The organism is Enterobacter sp. Sphag1F (assembly GCF_014193275.1).
GTDB lineage: Bacteria > Pseudomonadota > Gammaproteobacteria > Enterobacterales > Enterobacteriaceae > Pantoea > Pantoea symbiotica.
In genome coordinates, this window is record NZ_JACHZD010000003.1 from 301,238 (window position 1) to 320,634 (window position 19,397).

General features: G+C 52.9%; 17 protein-coding genes and 2 tRNA genes. 1 reads left to right on the forward strand and 18 read right to left on the reverse strand.

What is annotated here, in order from left to right:
- Positions 1-35: 35 nt before the first annotated feature.
- The 17 genes from FHW71_RS12175 to rlmE all read right to left on the reverse strand — a co-directional run bounded on the left by FHW71_RS12175 (position 36) and on the right by rlmE (position 18,131).
- The gene (locus FHW71_RS12175; RefSeq protein WP_008104286.1) at positions 36-1,946 is read right to left on the reverse strand and encodes a DEAD/DEAH family ATP-dependent RNA helicase; all 1,911 of its coding nucleotides are present in this window, start codon (positions 1,944-1,946) and stop codon (positions 36-38) included.
- 16 nt (positions 1,947-1,962) lie between these two features.
- Complete coding sequence (yrbN, locus tag FHW71_RS24140; RefSeq protein ID WP_098053093.1) at positions 1,963-2,019, reverse strand: protein YrbN; 57 nt, start codon at positions 2,017-2,019, stop codon at positions 1,963-1,965.
- 104 nt (positions 2,020-2,123) lie between these two features.
- Complete coding sequence (gene nlpI, locus FHW71_RS12185; RefSeq protein WP_008104288.1) at positions 2,124-3,008, reverse strand: lipoprotein NlpI; 885 nt, start codon at positions 3,006-3,008, stop codon at positions 2,124-2,126.
- Positions 3,009-3,137: 129 nt separating this feature from the next.
- On the reverse strand, positions 3,138-5,276 hold the full coding sequence (gene pnp, locus FHW71_RS12190) for a polyribonucleotide nucleotidyltransferase (RefSeq protein ID WP_179451900.1): 2,139 nt from the start codon (positions 5,274-5,276) through the stop codon (positions 3,138-3,140).
- Between the two features lie 309 nt (positions 5,277-5,585).
- Positions 5,586-5,855, reverse strand: coding sequence for a 30S ribosomal protein S15 (gene rpsO / locus FHW71_RS12195; protein WP_036620269.1), 270 nt, complete (start codon positions 5,853-5,855; stop codon positions 5,586-5,588).
- Between the two features lie 133 nt (positions 5,856-5,988).
- Positions 5,989-6,933 carry a tRNA pseudouridine(55) synthase TruB gene (truB, locus tag FHW71_RS12200; protein ID WP_061718244.1) on the reverse strand — a complete coding sequence of 315 codons (945 nt, stop codon included), beginning with the start codon at positions 6,931-6,933 and terminating at the stop codon, positions 5,989-5,991.
- Positions 6,933-7,340 (reverse strand): 30S ribosome-binding factor RbfA, encoded by a 408-nt coding sequence (gene rbfA / locus FHW71_RS12205; RefSeq protein ID WP_007886693.1) that lies wholly within the window; start codon positions 7,338-7,340, stop codon positions 6,933-6,935. The genes truB and rbfA overlap by 1 nt, the downstream gene beginning before the upstream one ends.
- Before the next feature lie 66 nt (positions 7,341-7,406).
- Positions 7,407-10,097 carry a translation initiation factor IF-2 gene (gene infB / locus FHW71_RS12210; protein ID WP_061718245.1) on the reverse strand — a complete coding sequence of 897 codons (2,691 nt, stop codon included), beginning with the start codon at positions 10,095-10,097 and terminating at the stop codon, positions 7,407-7,409.
- 17 nt (positions 10,098-10,114) lie between these two features.
- Positions 10,115-11,602 carry a transcription termination factor NusA gene (nusA, locus tag FHW71_RS12215; RefSeq protein ID WP_008104302.1) on the reverse strand — a complete coding sequence of 496 codons (1,488 nt, stop codon included), beginning with the start codon at positions 11,600-11,602 and terminating at the stop codon, positions 10,115-10,117.
- A gap of 24 nt (positions 11,603-11,626) precedes the next feature.
- Positions 11,627-12,079, reverse strand: coding sequence for a ribosome maturation factor RimP (gene rimP / locus FHW71_RS12220; protein WP_036620302.1), 453 nt, complete (start codon positions 12,077-12,079; stop codon positions 11,627-11,629).
- 212 nt (positions 12,080-12,291) lie between these two features.
- Positions 12,292-12,368: transfer RNA gene (locus FHW71_RS12225), tRNA-Met, on the reverse strand.
- A gap of 59 nt (positions 12,369-12,427) precedes the next feature.
- Positions 12,428-12,514, reverse strand: a tRNA-Leu gene (locus tag FHW71_RS12230).
- Positions 12,515-12,563: 49 nt separating this feature from the next.
- Complete coding sequence (secG, locus tag FHW71_RS12235) at positions 12,564-12,899, reverse strand: preprotein translocase subunit SecG (protein WP_007886689.1); 336 nt, start codon at positions 12,897-12,899, stop codon at positions 12,564-12,566.
- Between the two features lie 217 nt (positions 12,900-13,116).
- On the reverse strand, positions 13,117-14,451 hold the full coding sequence (gene glmM, locus FHW71_RS12240) for a phosphoglucosamine mutase (protein WP_008104307.1): 1,335 nt from the start codon (positions 14,449-14,451) through the stop codon (positions 13,117-13,119).
- 4 nt (positions 14,452-14,455) lie between these two features.
- Positions 14,456-15,289: a dihydropteroate synthase gene (gene folP / locus FHW71_RS12245; RefSeq protein ID WP_008104309.1), complete on the reverse strand. Its 834-nt coding sequence runs from the start codon at positions 15,287-15,289 to the stop codon at positions 14,456-14,458.
- Between the two features lie 129 nt (positions 15,290-15,418).
- Positions 15,419-17,326, reverse strand: a complete 1,908-nt coding sequence (gene ftsH, locus FHW71_RS12250; RefSeq protein WP_036620266.1) for an ATP-dependent zinc metalloprotease FtsH — start codon at positions 17,324-17,326, stop codon at positions 15,419-15,421.
- A 175-nt stretch (positions 17,327-17,501) separates the two neighbouring features.
- Positions 17,502-18,131: a 23S rRNA (uridine(2552)-2'-O)-methyltransferase RlmE gene (gene rlmE / locus FHW71_RS12255; protein WP_007886684.1), complete on the reverse strand. Its 630-nt coding sequence runs from the start codon at positions 18,129-18,131 to the stop codon at positions 17,502-17,504.
- A 125-nt stretch (positions 18,132-18,256) separates the two neighbouring features.
- Here rlmE and yhbY point away from each other — a divergent pair, with 125 nt between their 5' ends.
- On the forward strand, positions 18,257-18,550 hold the full coding sequence (gene yhbY / locus FHW71_RS12260) for a ribosome assembly RNA-binding protein YhbY (protein ID WP_007886683.1): 294 nt from the start codon (positions 18,257-18,259) through the stop codon (positions 18,548-18,550).
- 126 nt (positions 18,551-18,676) lie between these two features.
- On the opposite strand, the gene greA is transcribed toward yhbY, so the two are convergent.
- The gene (greA, locus tag FHW71_RS12265) at positions 18,677-19,153 is read right to left on the reverse strand and encodes a transcription elongation factor GreA (protein ID WP_008104312.1); all 477 of its coding nucleotides are present in this window, start codon (positions 19,151-19,153) and stop codon (positions 18,677-18,679) included.
- Positions 19,154-19,397: the final 244 nt, after the last annotated feature.

Genomic DNA, 19,397 nt, shown 5'->3' on the forward strand with positions numbered 1-19,397 from the left:
CATCAGCGTCCCTTTTTACTTTTAGCGTTTAACGCTTATGCGTCACGACGACGAGGTGCAGCTGCGCCTTCTGGACGCGGGCCACGACCACCTTCACGGCTGAAGCGTCCGCCTTCGCGGCCACCTTCACGACGCTCGGAGAAGCGACGTGGAGCGCCTTCGCCACGTGGAGCACCCTCACCGCGCGGTGCGCCATTGCCACGACGTTCGCCGCCAGCAGATGGACGACGTTCGCTACGCTCGTGCACCGGTGCATCACCCATCAGCTGCATATTCATCGGCTTGTTCAGAATACGCGTACGAGTGAAGTGCTGCAGTACTTCGCCCGGCATGCCTTTCGGCAGCTCGATAGTTGAGTGAGTACCGAACAGCTTAATGTTACCGATGTAACGGCTGCTGATGTCGCCTTCGTTAGCGATCGCGCCAACGATGTGACGAACTTCAACACCATCATCGCGGCCTACTTCAATGCGGTACAGCTGCATTTCGCCAACGTCACGACGTTCACGACGTGGACGATCGCCATCGCGGCTGTCACGGCTTTCGCGTGGACCACGAGAATCACGTGAATCGCGACGCTCACCACGGTCAGGACGATCGCTGAACTCACGACGCGCTGGACGTGGTGCTTCTGGTGGCAGAATCAGTGGACGTTCGCCCTGAGCCATTTTCAGCAGTGCTGCGGCCAGAGTTTCGATATCCAGATCTTCGCCCGGCTGCATTTTGCTCAGCAGTGCGCGGTACTGGTCCAGATCGCTGCTTTCCAGCTGCTGCTGTACTTTAGCCGCGAACTTAGCCAGACGACGCTCACCCAGCAGTTCTGCATTCGGCAGTTCAACTTCTGGAATGGTCAGCTTCATGGTGCGTTCGATGTTGCGCAGCAGACGACGCTCGCGGTTCTCAACGAACAGCAACGCACGACCTGCACGACCTGCACGGCCGGTACGACCGATACGGTGAACGTAAGACTCTGCATCCATTGGGATATCAAAGTTTACGACCAGGCTGATACGCTCAACGTCCAGACCACGTGCGGCAACGTCGGTCGCGATCAGGATGTCAAGACGACCATCTTTCAAACGCTCCAGCGTCTGCTCACGCAGTGCCTGGTTCATGTCACCGTTCAGTGCTGCGCTGTTATAACCGCTGCGCTCCAGCGCTTCGGCCACTTCCAACGTGGCATTTTTGGTACGCACGAAGATGATGGCTGCATCGAAATCTTCTGCTTCCAGGAAGCGAACCAGTGCGTCAGTTTTACGGCCGTAAGCGGTCCAGTAAGACTGAGAAATGTCTGGGCGCGTAGTCAGGCTTGACTGGATGCGCACTTCCTGTGGATCTTTCATGAAGCGCTTGGTGATACGACGAATCGCTTCTGGCATGGTTGCTGAGAACAGCGCGGTCTGATGACCGTCTGGAATCTGCGCCATGATGGTTTCAACGTCTTCGATGAAGCCCATACGCAGCATTTCATCAGCTTCGTCCAGCACCAGACCGCGCAGGTTAGACAGATCTAACGTGCCTCGCTTCAGGTGATCCAGCAGACGACCAGGTGTACCCACAACAACTTGTGGTCCCTGACGCAGTGCGCGCAGCTGAACGTCATAACGTTGGCCGCCGTACAGGGCTACAACGTTAATGCCACGCATGTGTTTAGAGAATTCTGTGACGGCTTCAGCAACCTGTACCGCCAATTCGCGGGTCGGTGCCAGCACCAAAATTTGCGGTGCTTTAACAGTAGGATCAATGTTGTTTAGCAGCGGCAGTGAGAAAGCCGCAGTTTTACCACTACCGGTCTGCGCCATACCCAACACGTCACGGCCAGCCAGCAGGTGAGGAATACACTCAGCCTGGATTGGAGAAGGCTTAACGTAGCCCATACCGTTCAGTGATTCGAGGATGTCGGCGTTCAGGCCAAGGTCAGCAAAAGTGGTTTGAATATCAGTCATGTAGTACACGTGCCTCTTAGATTGCGGCGGCCAGTCTACATAACTCGTCGTGAAAACTTTCAGTCATTTTCATCAAAAAGTGTGAACCGGCTCAAATTAGAAGTTTTGACGAACAGAAAAGCCCTCATCTCTGAAGATGATGACTTTACAGGTATTCAGGCAATAAAAGTTCGTCAGCTATTGCTGGTCAGATTCTGATAAATCGTCTTGTGTCTGGCCGAGTTGCGCCAGTTCCAACAATGCGTATCGGTGCTCAACAAAGTTGTTTACGTTGTTGGCCACCGCCAGTTTGAACAACGCTTTCGCGTCGTCCTTCTCCCCCAGACTTAGGTAGTACTTACCTAAATAGAAGTTGGTTTCACTGAGATGTTCAGCGAGCGAGGTGTTATCCGTTGCGTCCGCCTTGAGACGTTCCATCAGCGTTTTTTCACTGATGTCGCCAAGGTAGAACTCGACAATATTCCATCCCCATTGATCGCGAACCGCTTTGTCATGACGCTGTCTCAGCGTAACTTTTGCCTTGTCGGCATCCATATCGCTTTCAACGAGATAGAGCCAAAGGCTGCGGAATGGATCGTTAGGATCGTCTTGATAAAACGCCAGCAGATCATCTTGCGCTAACTTGTATCGACCGCCGTAATAGAGGGCGATACCACGGTTTAAATGCGCATAGTTGTAAGTTGGATCAAGCTCAAGTACAGAATCAAACGCTTCATAGGCAGCATCAAAGTTGCCTGCCTGCGTTAAGTATATACCGAGATAGTTAAATACCTCAGGCATATCTGGTCTTATAGACAGCGCTTGCGAAAAATCGTTCCGCGCTAGTGCCCTCAGACCCAAACTATCATACAACACTCCGCGCTCATATAATAGCTGTGCGCGTTCATCATCGGTCAGGGCACGACTGGCAAGAATTTGTTCCATGCGCGCCAGGATCACCTCTTGCTGCAGTGTGGGCTGCAAAGGTACTGCCAGAACTTCGTTCTTACGCCAATTGGAGTTGCTGCATCCTGCCAGCGTGATAGCTGTCGCAACAAAACACCAGCGCAAAAAAGGCTTCATTTCCCACTCCCGAATACAAACATTGGGACAACCATCCTGTCATCCTCCTGCTGTGCACAAGGATTCCCGCCCTCGCGATGATCTAAACACCTCTCCCCGCAAAGCAGGGAGAGGTAAATCGGTAAACGCTTACTCGGCGTCAGATGCATCAGATGCAGCGGTAGCAACTTCTTCCGCTGGTTTCTGCTCTGTCGCTTCTTTGATGCTCAGGCGTACACGGCCCTGACGGTCCACTTCCATTACTTTCACTGGAACTTCCTGGCCCATCTGCAGATAGTCGGTCACTTTCTCTACGCGCTTATCGGCGATCTGAGAAATGTGAACCAAACCTTCTTTACCGCCGCCGATTGCCACGAAGGCACCGAAATCAACGATACGTGTCACTTTACCTGAGTAAATGCGGCCAACTTCGATCTCAGCAGTGATCTCTTCGATACGACGAATGGCTTCTTTAGCTTTCAGGCTATCAGTTGCAGCGATCTTCACGGTGCCGTCATCTTCGATTTCGATGGTGGTGCCGGTTTCTTCGGTCAGCGCACGGATAACCGAGCCGCCTTTACCGATGACATCTTTGATCTTGTCTGAACTGATTTTGATGGTGTAAATGCGCGGCGCGAACTCAGAGATTTCCTGACGCGGCGTGCTGATTGCCTGTTCCATCACGCTCAGGATGTGCAGACGCGCACCTTTAGCCTGATTCAGAGCAACCTGCATAATTTCGCGGGTGATGCCTTCGATTTTGATATCCATCTGCAGCGCAGTAATACCATCGCGGCTACCTGCTACTTTGAAGTCCATGTCGCCGAGGTGATCTTCGTCACCCAGGATGTCAGACAGAACCACAAAGTTGTCGGCTTCTTTAACCAGACCCATCGCAATACCGGCTACGGCTGCTTTGATCGGTACGCCAGCGTCCATCAGTGCCAGAGAAGCACCACACACGGAAGCCATTGAAGAAGAACCGTTAGATTCGGTGATTTCTGAAACCACACGCACGGTGTATGGGAAGTCAGCTTGCTTAGGCATTACTGCCAGCACGCCACGCTTCGCCAGACGACCGTGACCAATCTCACGACGCTTCGGTGAGCCAACCATACCGGTTTCTCCCACGCAATACGGAGGGAAGTTGTAGTGGAACAGGAAGCTATCAGTACGCTCGCCCATCAACTCATCCAGATTCTGCGCATCACGTGCGGTACCCAGCGTTGCGGTAACCAGCGCCTGCGTTTCACCACGGGTGAACAGTGATGAACCGTGCGTACGTGGCAGTACGCCAGTGCGCACGTCCAGACCACGAATCATATCTTTCTCACGGCCATCGATACGCGGTTCGCCACGGATGATGCGGCTACGAACAACGCTCTTCTCGAGATCGTGTACGATGTCAGCGATATCGCCAGCGTCCAGCGTCTCATCTTCAGCCTGCAGTGCCGCAATTGTTGCGTCTTTCACTGCGCCAACCTGAGTGTAACGCTCTTGCTTATCAGTGATGCGATAGGCATCGCTGATGCCCGCTTCTGCCAGTGCAGTAACGCGTGCGATCAGTGCATCGTTAGTTGGCAGTGGCTGCCAATCCCAACGTGGTTTACCGGCTTCGGCAACCAGCGCATTAATGTTTTCGATAACGATCTGCTGCTGGTCGTGGCCATATACCACAGCACCCAGCATCTGCTCTTCAGTCAGGATGTCAGCTTCTGATTCCACCATCAGCACCGCGTTCTGGGTACCGGCAACAACCAGGTTCAGACGTGATTCGTTGATTTCATCAGCAGTTGGGTTCAGCACGTACTGGTCATTGATATAACCGACGCGCGCTGCACCGATTGGACCATTGAACGGCAGGCCAGACAGAGCCAGTGCAGCAGATGCACCGATCATCGCAACAATGTCTGGGTTAACCTGTGGGTTAACTGAAACCACGGTCGCAATAACCTGAACTTCGTTAATGTAGCCTTCCGGGAACAGCGGACGAACTGGACGGTCAATCAGGCGTGAGATCAGGGTTTCGCCTTCGCTTGGACGGCCTTCACGACGGAAGAAGCTACCCGGGATACGACCAGCAGCGTAAGTACGCTCCTGATAGTTAACCGTCAGCGGGAAGAAATCCTGACCTGGTTTAGTTTTTTTCTGGCCAACAACGGTAACGAATACAGCAGTGTCATCCATGCTCACCATTACTGCAGCGGTAGCCTGGCGCGCCATCATGCCGGTTTCCAGCGTGACGGTATGCTGACCATATTGGAATTTGCGTACGATCGGGTTCAGCAAAATTTAAGTCCTTAAATTCAGGGGCGCAGCCCACTCTGGCGCGCCGGGGATTACCGATCTTCAGTTGCATCCTCGCGACTAATGACAACCTTAACCGCCCATGCGGTAAAGCCTCTCATTAGCCGCGCGAACCTCTGCAAGCAAAGATCACTCTCTGCAACAATACATGAGTTTGGTCCGGATTGCTGCGGATTGCTCGAAAAAAGGGGCCATAAAGGCCCCCTTTTCGCGAAACTCGCACAAATCTGATCGTCAGATGCGTTTTTTTGCATAGTGCATGCGCTACACCCTTGATCAGATTCTTCAGACTTAGCGACGCAGACCCAGGCTTTCGATCAGACCGGTGTAGCGAGCAACGTCTTTACGCTTCAGGTAGTCCAGCAGCTTACGACGCTGAGATACCATGCGCAGCAGACCGCGACGGCTGTGGTGATCTTTCTTGTGCTCAGAGAAGTGACCCTGCAGGTGGTTAATCTGAGCAGTCAGCAGAGCAACCTGAACTTCAGTTGAACCGCTGTCGTTGGTACCACGACCGTATTTAGCAACGATCTCTGCTTTAGCTTCTACGCTTAGAGACATAATAAACTCCAGTAAATAATGAATGTATGGGTGCCGATCTCTAATTCAGCAGCCCGCTTTTAAAGCCGCGCCATTCTACTCTTCGCCTGATAGCAACGCAAATGCGCCGTTAGGTCAAATGCGAGAGGATTGATTACGCAGGAAATTCTACCACCAGACGACGCGGCGCCACGCGCCCATCCTCGGCGATTTCGGCCATACCAATGAATTTGTGCTCATTACCTTCAGTCACGCGCACCAATCCCTGTTCCGGCGCATCCGCCACCTGAACCGGCATACCCTGTTTAAAATAAGCCGCCACCGCAGGCAGCAAATTCACAATCGGGAACTCTTCTGCCGGGCTATCCATCGGCAGCAATAACGCATCGAGCGCGCTGTAATCTGGCGTTTCTGCCATATTGACGGTGGCCGCCACGTCCTGCAGCTGCTCGAGCGTCACCATTCTTTCGATCGGATAACGCGCCACTTGCAGACGACGCAGCATGATAACGTGCGCACCGCAGCCAAGGCGCTCACCGAGATCATCGATGATAGTGCGGATGTAAGTGCCTTTAGAGACGTGAATCTCCAGCTCAAGCTCATCACCTTCCCAGCGAATAAACTGCAGCTCAAACACTTTGATCGGGCGCGCTTCACGCGGCACGGTAATGCCTTCACGTGCGTACTCATACAGCTTGCGTCCCTGGTACTTCAGCGCGGAGAACATGGTCGGCACCTGCATGGTGTCGCCACGAAAATAGTCCAGCGCCGCGTCCAGTGCCGCCTGATCAAAAGTAATCGCACGCGTCTCAACAATATTGCCGTCGGCATCAGACGTATCGGTGCGTTCACCCAAGCGAGCAATGACGCGATAACGCTTGTCAGAATCGAGCAGATACTGCGAAAACTTGGTGGCTTCGCCGAGGCAAACCGGCAGCATGCCGGTCGCCAGTGGATCGAGGGCGCCGGTGTGGCCCGCTTTATTCGCATTGAACAGACGCTTTACTTTCTGCAGCACATCATTGGAAGAGGCGCCTTGATGCTTATCCAGCAGAAACACACCGTGGACGTCGCGACCGCGACGACGAGGACGACTCATTAGTCCTCCTTGTCATCTTCCGCCGGGCTATCGCCACGACGCTCAACATCGCTCTTAATGACATTGCTGACCAGGTTCGACATGCGCATACCTTCGATCAGCGAGTTGTCGTAGAAGAAGGTCAGCTCCGGCACGATACGCAAACGCATAGCTTTGCCCACCAGCGTACGGATATAGCCAGAGGCTTCTTTCAGCGCCTTCAGGCCGTTTTGTACCGCTTCTTCATCTTTGTCATTCAAAAAGGTCACAAACACCTTGGCATAGGCGAGATCGCGCGACACTTCGACGCCCGAAACTGTCACCATCATACCAAGACGTGGATCTTTAATTTCGCGCTGCAGGATGATTGCAATCTCTTTCTGCAACTCCTGAGAAACGCGCTGTGGGCGGCCAAATTCTTTTGCCATTATTTCTTTCTCCCAAATAATTCGGGAGGCCAGAGGCCTCCCAAATTGCAACACATCAAATGATGATCAATCGATGGTGCGTTTAATTTCAATCACTTCGAACACTTCGATCATATCGCCAACGCGAACATCGTTGTAGTTCTTCACGCCGATACCACATTCCATGCCGTTACGAACTTCGTTAACGTCATCTTTGAAGCGGCGCAGAGATTCCAGCTCGCCTTCATAGATAACCACGTTGTCACGCAATACGCGGATTGGGTTGTGACGTTTGATGTTACCTTCGGTGACCATACAGCCCGCGATGGCACCAAACTTCGGTGATTTGAACACGTCACGTACCGCAGCCAGACCGATAATCTGCTGTTTAAACTCTGGAGCCAGCATACCGCTCATTGCTGCTTTCACTTCGTCGATCAGATTATAGATGACGGAGTAGTAACGCAGGTCAACGTTTTCAGCGTCAATCACGCGGCGAGCAGAAGCATCAGCACGCACGTTGAAGCCGAGAATGATAGCGTTGGATGCTGCAGCCAGCGTTGCGTCGGTTTCGGTGATACCACCTACGCCTGAACCGATGATGCGCACTTTCACTTCGTCGGTAGAGAGTTTCAGCAGCGAATCAGAGATGGCTTCAACAGAACCCTGTACGTCAGATTTCAGTACGATGTTGAGCTCAGACACTTCGCCTTCAGTCATGTTGGCGAACATGTTCTCCAACTTAGACTTCTGCTGACGCGCCAGCTTAACTTCACGGAATTTGCCCTGACGATACAGTGCAACTTCACGCGCTTTCTTCTCATCACGTACGACAGTCGCTTCATCACCTGCGGCCGGCACACCGGACAGACCCAGGATTTCCACTGGAATGGATGGACCCGCTTCCAGCACTTCACGACCCAGTTCGTCACGCATCGCACGTACACGGCCGTATTCGAAGCCGCACAGCACGATATCGCCTTTATTCAGCGTACCTTCACGTACCAGCACGGTAGCAACCGGACCACGACCTTTGTCGAGGAACGATTCAATGACCACGCCGCTCGCCATACCTTCACGGATAGCAGAGAGTTCCAGTACTTCTGCTTGAAGCAGAATTGCATTCAGCAGGTCGTCAATACCGGTACCGGCTTTCGCGGATACGTTAACGAACATGTTCTCACCGCCCCACTCTTCCGGAAGAATTCCGTATTGGGTCAGTTCGTTCTTAACGCGGTCTGGATCAGCATCTGGCTTATCGATTTTGTTGACCGCAACAACCACTGGCACACCGGCTGCTTTCGCATGCTGGATAGCTTCAACGGTCTGAGGCATCACGCCATCATCAGCAGCAACAACCAGGATAACGATATCCGTGGCCTGCGCACCACGAGCACGCATTGCGGTAAACGCGGCGTGGCCCGGGGTATCGAGGAAGGTGATCATACCGTTGTCAGTTTCAACGTGGTAAGCACCGATATGCTGGGTAATACCACCCGCTTCGCCTGATGCCACCTTCGTTGAACGAATGTAGTCAAGCAGAGAGGTTTTACCGTGGTCAACGTGACCCATGATAGTCACGACCGGAGCACGAGACTCTTGCGCAGCATCGGTATCACGATCGTCCATTACCGCTTCTTCCAGCTCATTCTCGCGGCGCAGGATCACTTTATGACCCATCTCTTCCGCGACCATCTGAGCGGTTTCTTGATCGATAACCTGGTTGATGGTCGCCATGGCGCCCATCTTCATCATCGCTTTAACGACCAGAGAACCTTTGATCGCCATTTTGTTGGCCAGTTCAGCAACGGTGATAGTTTCACCGATGACGACATCGCGGTTAACAGCCTGAGCTGGCTTGTTGAAGCCCTGCTGCAGGGTGCTTGGCTTACGATGTTTGCCGCCTTTGCCGCCACGAACCTGCGCACGCGCTTCTTCGCGATCGGTTTTGGCTTCAGAATGCTTGTTGCCTTTCTTCACCGGGCGAGCTGCTTTGGTGGTGCGAGCACGTGCACGGCCAGCTTCAACCTGGCGATCGTTCTCGTCTTCAGCCTGACGGGCGTGAGTTGAGGTAGTGACGTGATAGTCGCCTTTATCCTCTTCTTCAGGTTTGGCCCATTCAACAGCTTTTTCTTCAGCCAGGCGGCGGGCTTCTTCAGCCACGCGGCGCGCATCTTCTTCCAGCTTACGGCGTGCTTCTTCTTCTGCTTTACGTTTCAGTTCGGCAGCTTCTGCTTCACGACGGGCTTTATCAGACTGCGCAGCCTTGGCTACTACGTCGGTAGGTTGATTAGTCAATTTCTCTTTTTCCGCTGCTTCACGTTTGGCCTTGTCAGCGGCTTCGCGCTTGGCTTTATCTTCGGCTTCACGTTGCGCTTTCTGTTCAGCTTCGCGACGGGCTTGTTCTTCCGCCTCGCGACGCGCCTGCTCTTCCGCTTCACGCTGCGCCTCGGCTTCCGCTTCTGCCTGAGCTTGCTCAGACTCTGCGTCGCCTTTCACGTATGTGCGCTTTTTGCGGACTTCAATTTGTACCGACTTACTTTTACCCCCGGTGACGGGAATATTCAAGGTGCTGCGCGTCTTGCGCTGCAAAGTCAGCTTGCTTGAACCGGTCTGACCGTGCTCACGATTCAGGTGAGACAGTAAGGTTTCTTTCTCTTGCTGGGACACCGCATCGTTCTCAGACTTACGGATCCCTGCATCAGCAAATTGCTGTACCAGGCGATCGACCGGGGTCTGAATTTCGGCGGCCAGCGATTTTACGGTTACATCTGTCATGCTGTTCCTTCCTGTTATTACGCGTCATCGCCGAACCAGCAGATATTACGTGCAGCCATAATCAGCGCACCGGCTTTCTCGTCATCCAGCCCTTCAATATCTGTCAGATCGTCAACACCTTGCTCAGCGAGATCTTCCAGCGTGCAAACGCCTTTCGCCGCCAGGCGATACGCCAGCGCACGATCCAAGCCCTCAAGATTCAGAAGATCCTCAGCGGGCTCCTGATTACCAAGGCTCTCTTCTTTCGCTAATGCCAGGGTAGTTAACGCATTTTTTGCTCGTTCACGCAGGGCTTCAATGGTCTCTTCATCGAGGCCGTCGATTTCCAGCAGCTCGTTGATTGGCACATAAGCCAATTCTTCCAGCGAAGAGAAGCCCTCTTCCACCAGAATGGTGGCGAACTCTTCGTCGATGTCGAGATGTTTGGTGAACATATCGATCGCTGCATGGGCTTCAGCTTGGTGCTTGGCCTGCAGATCATCGACGGTCATCACGTTCAGTTCCCAACCGCTCAGTTGGGAAGCCAGACGCACGTTTTGGCCGTTACGGCCGATCGCCTGAGCCAGATTGCCGGCTTCAACAGCGATATCCATGGTGTGATTGTCTTCATCCACCACAATTGACGCCACATCGGCTGGCGCCATAGCGTTGATAACGAACTGCGCCGGGTTGTCGTCCCACAGCACAATGTCGATACGCTCGCCACCCAGCTCGCTTGAAACCGCCTGGACACGCGCACCGCGCATACCGACGCAAGCGCCCACTGGATCAATACGTTTATCGTTGGTCTTCACCGCGATTTTGGCGCGTGAACCCGGATCGCGCGCTGCCGCTTTGATCTCGATAACTTCTTCGCCAATTTCTGGCACCTCAATGCGGAACAACTCGATCAGCATCTCTGGCTTAGAACGGGTGACAAACAGCTGCGCGCCACGCGCTTCAGGGCGAACGGCGTACAGCACGCCGCGGATACGGTCACCTGGACGGAAGTTTTCACGCGGCAGCATGTCTTCACGCACAATCACGGCTTCAGCATTGCTGCCGAGGTCCAGTGAAATGTTGTCGCGGTTCACTTTCTTCACCACGCCGGTGATGATTTCACCTTCGTGTTGACGGAACTGATCAACCACCATCGCGCGCTCAGCTTCACGTACTTTTTGTACGATAACCTGCTTAGCAGTTTGGGTGGTGATACGGTCGAAGGTGACAGATTCAATCTGATCTTCGACAAATTCGCCCAGATTGAACGCTTCGTCTTCATAACGAGCTGCATCCAGCGTGATCTCGCGAGTCGGCTGCGTGACTTCTTCCACAATCTGCCAGCGACGGAAGGTGTCGAAATCGCCGCTGCGGCGATCGATGCTGACACGCACTTCGATCTCTTGCTCATACTTCTTTTTGGTCGCAGTGGCCAAAGCGCTCTCCAGCGCTTCGAAGATTTTCTCACGCGGCAGGGCTTTTTCGTTAGAAACGGCTTCTACTACAGCTAAGATCTCTTTGTTCATCCTGGTTAGCCTCAATCCGGACTTTTAAAAGTGGGGGACCAGGTTCGCTTTCTGAATGTTGCTCAGCGCGAACACTTCATCGTTACCCTCAACGGTCACCGTGATCATCTCGCCTTCAACAGACTTAATGATACCCTGCCATTTACGGCGGTTTTGTACGGCCATGCGTAGTACCAGGCTCACCTCGTCACCGGCAAAACGTGCATAGTGTTCAGCAGTGAAAAGAGGACGTTCGAGACCCGGCGAGGAAACTTCAAGGTTGTAAGCCACGGTAATAGGATCTTCCACATCCATTACTGCGCTAACCTGGTGGCTAACATCGGCGCAATCATCAACATTGATACCCTCTTCACTATCAATATAGATGCGCAGGGTTGATGTGCGACCACGAATAAACTCAATACCGACTAATTCGTAGCCAAGCGCTTCTACTGGAGCAGAGATCAACTCTGTCAATTTTTGCTCTAATGTGGACAAGCCCACCCCCAAGACATAAAAAAAGGGCCTATAGCCCAGTGTTTCGATTTCCTGATAACAAAAAACCCCGAATATTCGGGGCTTTTTGTGACTGGACCCTGTACGCCGCATAGCGGCTTCGGAGCACAATCCAAAAGAATTTTTTTCAAAAATCACTGAGATTGCGTCCGTCGATGCATACAGTATATTTGAAAAAGAACTCTAAGGGAAAGTGGTTGCGGGGGCCGGATTTGAACCGACGACCTTCGGGTTATGAGCCCGACGAGCTACCAGGCTGCTCCACCCCGCGTCCGAAAACGTGGCGAATAATACGCCGACCTTGCAAAAAATGCAAGTTAAACTGAGATTTGGTACCGAGGACGGGACTTGAACCCGTAAGCCCTTTCGAGCACTACCACCTCAAGGTAGCGTGTCTACCAATTTCACCACCTCGGTACATCACTAGACTGCGACGTTGTTTTATCGCACTACAGCGTTGACGATCTTACTGCGGGATATCATTGCCCGGCGTTGCCGGTTTAGCTGGCTGAGTCTGCTGTTCAGACTGCGCCGGCGCAGTGAGGTTATCCCACTCGCTACCTTTGGCTGTTTTATTACTGTTCAGGTTACCCAGAACCAAGCTGATGATGAAGAACAGCGTAGCCAGTACTGCGGTCATGCGAGTCATAAAGTTGCCAGACCCATTTGAACCGAACAGCGTACCAGAAGCGCCCGCACCGAATGAGGCTCCCATATCAGCGCCTTTGCCTTGCTGCAGCATGATCAAACCTACGAGGCCAATCGCTACAATAAGGAAAACAACTAACAGAGCTTCGTACATAATCAACCTGTTTCCTTGCGCGTTATCTGCACAGTTAAAGCTTCAACCAATATCGATGGGGAGTCTCGTCATCACCCATCAGAAGCGGGTGTGAATACTAACCAAAGGCACATACCTCTGCAAGTGCAATTTTCACCATCGCTTTCGATTGCGGAAAAAAGCACCATCCCGGTGATTTTGCAGGCGGAAAGTACAAAACCTCTCCGCCTGAAACAACTTAAACCGCTTTTACTGCATCCGCGATTTTGTGCGCCAGCGCGCTGACCTGCGCCTCATCTTCGCCTTCCACCATCACACGAATCAGGGGTTCAGTGCCGGATTTGCGCAGCAGCACACGACCACGTCCCGCCAGGGTTTTTTCTGCTTCTGCGGTCACGGCTTTCACGCTCTCGCTTTCCAACGGATCGTGCTCGCCAGCGAAACGCACATTGACCAAAATCTGCGGCAGCATTTTCATGCCGCTGCACAGATCGTGAAGCGTCATATGGTTGCGCACGATTGCAGTGAGCACTTGCAAACTTGCCACGATGCCGTCGCCGGTGGTGGTTTTATCCAGCAGAATCACGTGACCGGAGTTTTCTGCGCCTAAACGCCAGCCCTTCTCCTGCATTTTTTCCAGCACGTAGCGGTCGCCCACTTTCGCACGGGTAAATGGAATACCCAGCTGTTTCAGCGCCAGTTCCAGACCCATGTTACTCATCAGCGTGCCGACCACGCCACCGCGCAATTGGCCCTGACGCAGCCCTTCGCGTGCAATGATGTAGAGAATCTGATCGCCATCGACTTTGTGACCTAAATGGTCAACCATCATGATGCGGTCGCCATCGCCGTCGTAAGCCAGTCCGAGATCGGCCTTCTCTTCCAACACGCGATGCTGCAGCAGACGCAAATCGGTCGCACCGCAATCTTTGTTGATGTTCATGCCATCCGGCTGCACGCCGATAGCAATCACCGTCGCACCCAGCTCACGCAGCACATTCGGCGCAATGTGGTAAGTCGCGCCGTTAGCGCAATCAACCACAATCTTCAGCCCATTCAGGCTCAGCTCGCTGGGGAACGTCCCTTTGCAGAATTCGATGTAACGACCTGCAGCATCGACAATGCGACTGGCGCGGCCCAGTTCAGCTGACTCCACGCAGGTGATCGGCTTTTCCATCTCCAGCTCAATGGCTTCTTCGACTTCGTCCGGCAGCTTGGTGCCTTCAGCAGAGAAGAATTTGATGCCATTGTCGTCGAAGGGATTATGCGAAGCCGAAATCACAATGCCGGCTTCAGCGCGGAAAGTGCGTGTCAGATAAGCAATAGCAGGTGTCGGCATCGGACCGGTGAAGGCTGCAGATAATCCCGCCGCCGCCAGACCCGCTTCCAGCGCCGATTCCAGCATATAGCCTGAAATACGCGTATCTTTACCAATCAATACTTTGCGTGAACCCTGACGCGCCAGCACCTTACCGGCCGCCCAGCCCAACTTGAGAACAAAATCAGGGGTAATCGGTGCTTCACCGACTTTGCCGCGAATACCATCTGTACCGAAATATTTACGATTACTCATGCCTTTATCCTTTTGCTCTCCGTGTCGCTTCGACGACGCGCATCGCTTCGACAGTCTCTTTCACATCATGCACGCGAATAATTTGCGCCCCTTGCATGGCGGCAATTACCGCACAGCTGAGGCTTCCGGTCAGGCGCTGCGCCGGACCGACATTTAGCAACTGACCAACCATCGACTTCCGCGACATCCCGACCAACAGCGGTAAGCCGTAATGGTGGAAATGGCTCAGATTGGCCAGCAGTTCATAGTTGTGGCTGAGATTCTTACCGAAACCGAAGCCAGGATCGAGCAGCAGATTATCTTTTTTGATACCGGCTGCTTCACATCGCGCAATCTGCGCAGCGAAGTAAGCGTCCACTTCGCTCACGATGTGGCTATATTCCGGTGCCTGCTGCATGGTGCGCGGTTCACCTTGCATGTGCATCAAACACACCGGCAAACCGGTTTCTGCTGCCGCTGCCAGCGCGCCCGGTTCGGACAGGGAACGAATGTCATTGATGATGTGAGCGCCCACTCGCGCCGCTTCACGAATCACTTCTGGTTTGGAAGTATCGACGGAAATCCACACCTCAAAACGCTGCGCGATGGCCTCCACCACCGGAATGACGCGTGCCAGCTCTTCCTCCACGCTGACTTCATCAGCGCCCGGACGTGTTGATTCACCGCCCACATCAATGATGGTGGCACCGGCGTTCACCATTTCATTGGTGTGCGTCAGCGCATCGACCAGCGTGTTGTGGCTTCCACCATCAGAGAAAGAGTCCGGCGTGACATTCAAAATGCCCATCACATGGGGAAAAGAGAGATCGAGATGGGAATCACGGGCGAACAACTTCATGGCGAGAATCTCCTTGAGGAATCACTGAATCGCAGAATGTAAAAAACCCCGGACTTGCCGGGGTTTGCATTGTAACAAGTATTGCGGCTGCAAATCTGGCGGGGAGCTACGCATCCCGCCAGAACGCTATCACATGATCTTGTCTGAACCCGGAGTTTTCGGGTCATCAACAGGACGTGGAGCCTGCGTTGAGTCGCCGTTACCCACAGCAACTTTCGCCTCTTCCCAACCTGCTGGTGGACGCACTTCGCGGCGTGCCATCAGATCGCTGATTTGCGGTGCATCAATGGTCTCATACTTCATCAGCGCGTCTTTCATCGCATGAAGGATGTCCATGTTTTCATTCAGAATACGGCGTGCACGCTGATAGTTGGTATCGATAAGGTGTTTAACTTCCTGATCGATAATGCGCGCCGTTTCATCTGACATGTGTTTTGCTTTCGCCACTGAACGACCGAGGAATACTTCACCCTCTTCTTCAGCGTAAAGCAATGGACCCAGCTTCTCAGAGAAGCCCCACTGCGTAACCATGTTGCGTGCTACGCTGGTTGCCATTTTGATGTCAGATGAAGCACCGGTAGAAACATAGTCAGGACCATAAATGATCTCTTCCGCCAGACGTCCGCCGTAAGCCACAGAAATTCGACTTTCCAGCTTCTGACGGTTGGCGCTGATCTCATCGCCCACTGGCAAGAAGAAAGCCACGCCCAGAGCACGACCACGCGGGATGATGGTGACCTTGTGCACCGGATCGTAACCCGGAACCAGCGTACCGACGATCGCGTGACCCGCTTCATGATAGGCCGTCGATTCTTTCTGCTCTTCGGTCATCACCATGGAGCGACGTTCTGCACCCATCATGATTTTGTCTTTGGCTTTTTCAAACTCAACCATCGAAACCACACGCTTGTTGCCGCGAGCAGCAAACAGCGCAGCTTCGTTGACCAGGTTAGCCAAATCCGCACCGGAGAAGCCAGGCGTACCACGTGCGATGACTGAAGGATCCATATCAGTTGCCAGCGGCACACGACGCATATGGACTTTCAGAATCTGCTCACGACCACGCACGTCTGGCAGACCGACGACAACCTGACGGTCAAAGCGGCCTGGACGCAGCAGCGCCGGGTCAAGTACGTCTGGACGGTTAGTTGCCGCGATAACGATGATGCCTTCATTACCTTCAAAGCCATCCATCTCAACCAGCATCTGGTTCAGCGTTTGTTCACGTTCATCGTGACCACCGCCTAAACCTGCGCCACGCTGACGGCCAACCGCATCGATTTCATCGATAAAGATGATGCACGGCGCAGCTTTCTTCGCTTGTTCGAACATGTCACGCACACGAGATGCACCAACACCGACAAACATTTCAACGAAGTCAGAACCGGAAATAGTAAAGAACGGTACTTTGGCTTCGCCAGCAATCGCTTTCGCCAGCAGCGTTTTACCGGTACCCGGAGGGCCGACCATCAGGACGCCTTTCGGGATTTTACCGCCCAGTTTCTGGAAACGGCTCGGCTCACGCAGATACTCAACCAGCTCACCCACTTCTTCTTTGGCCTCATCACAACCGGCCACGTCAGCAAAAGTGGTTTTGATCTGATCTTCGGTCAGCATGCGGGCTTTGCTCTTGCCGAAGGACATCGCGCCCTTGCCGCCGCCGCCCTGCATCTGCCGCATAAAGAAGATCCACACGCCAATCAGCAGCAGCATTGGGAACCATGAGATGAAGATGGAAGCCAGCAGGCTTGGTTCTTCAGGCGGTTCGCCAACTACTTTGACGTTTTTGGTCAACAGGTTATCGAGTAACTTAGGATCGTTGACGGGGATATAGGTGGTGTATTTATTGCTGTCTTTTTTGACAACGTTAATCTCACGCCCGTTAATTCGTGCCTCGCGGACCTGATCTTGGTTCACTTCCGATAGGAAAGTTGAATAATCAACCCTACGGCCATTCGACTCGCTGGGCCCAAAGCTCTGGAATACAGACATCAGCACGACCGCGATGACTAACCAGAGAATCAGGTTTTTCGCCATGTCACTCAAGGGATTAACCTCATATTACAACGATGTTAACAGACAGCGTAGGGTACTATAGTTCCTTCATACCTGGAATCGCAGTGCGGATGATTTTGCTTGTTTACCCTGAAACTCAGAATTACACATCAGAGTAAACGCATTGGTCGTCTTGCTTTGATTCCGGCAATTCGGGCTAAAGTTTGCGCCCCGTCGCCACAATGTACACTTCGCGCGAACGTAATCGCGAAGCGTCCGGCTTACGAATTTTCACTTTCGTAAACAGGGAGCGAATTTCCCGCAGGTATTCATCGAAGCCATCTCCCTGAAACACTTTCACGACAAAACTGCCGCCTGGGGCCAGGATATCCCGACACATTTCCAGCGCCAATTCTACCAAATACATCGAACGTGGAATATCAACCGCAGGTGTACCGCTCATGTTGGGTGCCATATCAGACATCACCACCTGCACCTTTTGGTCGCCTACGCGCTCCAGTAAGGCGTTAAGTACCGCCTCATCTCGAAAATCGCCCTGCAAAAAATCAACGCCGACAATTGGATCCATTGGTAACAGATCGCAGGCGATGATACGACCACTTGATCCGATAAGTTGAACCACATATTGCGACCAACCGCCGGGTGCCGCACCGAGATCAACAACTGTCATCCCGGGTTTGAAAATCTTGTCACCCTGCTGAATTTCTTCAAGTTTAAACCAGGCACGCGAACGTAACCCTTTTTTCTGTGCCTGCAGCACATATTTATCGCTAAAGTGTTCCTGTAGCCAGCGACTGGAACTGGCCGAACGCTTTTTACCCGTCATAATTTTTCCAATTAAATCGTCATCGTAGCGATAAATCAGCACGCAATGGTCGCGTTGATTTGGCGATATACCCGAGATGGCGGTAGAATGAACCGTTTTCAATCCCTGAGTAAGCAAAAAATACGATGAATCTGAGTACCAAACAAAAACAGCACCTGAAAGGCCTTGCCCATCCGCTTAAGCCGGTTGTCATGCTGGGCGGTAATGGCCTGACCGAAGGCGTGCTCGCCGAAATCGAACTGGCGCTCGAGCATCACGAATTGATCAAGGTAAAAATTGCCTCGGAAGATCGTGAAACTAAGCAGCTGATCGTGGACGCTATCGTGCGTGAGACTAAAGCAGGCAACGTACAGGTAATCGGCAACACGCTGGTGCTGTATCGCCCTGCCAAAGAGCGTAAAATTACTCTTCCGCGTTAATCATGCCTTTAAAGGCGGCGACGGGCAAAGAAAGTGCCACGCTCCTGCATGTGATAAAAGGCCGCAATGCGGCCTTTTTCCTTTCTTTACAAAATGCAGCGACATATTGCAAAGCGTAGCAATATCTTAAAGGTATTCCACCTTCAGGACTTCATATTCCACATCCCCGCCCGGGGTTTTCACAATCGCGACATCGTCTGCTGATTTTCCAACCAATCCACGCGCCATCGGCGAATTCACTGAAATCAGGTTCTGTTTGAAGTCCGCTTCATCGTCACCCACGATGCGATAGGTGAACTCTTCATCCGTATCCACATTCAGGATGGTCACGGTAGCGCCAAAAATCACGCGACCGGTTTTCGGCATGGCAGTCACATCAATGACTTGCGCATTGGAAAGCTTGGCTTCGATCTCCTGAATACGACCCTCGCAGAAACCCTGTTCTTCGCGAGCCGCATGATATTCGGCATTCTCTTTCAAATCGCCGTGCTCACGGGCTGTGGCGATGGAGGCGATAATGCGCGGACGCTTCACGGATTTCAGTTCGTTCAGCTCTTCGCGTAGCTTCTCAGCGCCTTTCAACGTCATCGGAATCTGATTCATTTTGGCTCCTCGTCATCTATCCTGGTTAACGGCGTCATCCTGACCGGTGACAGCAGAAACTGCTTCTGCGGCGCGTTACCTCTTTTCACAAGCAAAAGAAGCCTGACCGGGAAAGCTTTCCGGGTCAGGTTCGGTTTTGCATTTTGATACGTATTTTACCCCAGAGTTCCCTGTGGGTCATCGTTTACTTTGCACCGTCCGGGGACGTAGTATTGACGCCCTCACCCGTCAGTTACCGCGAGAT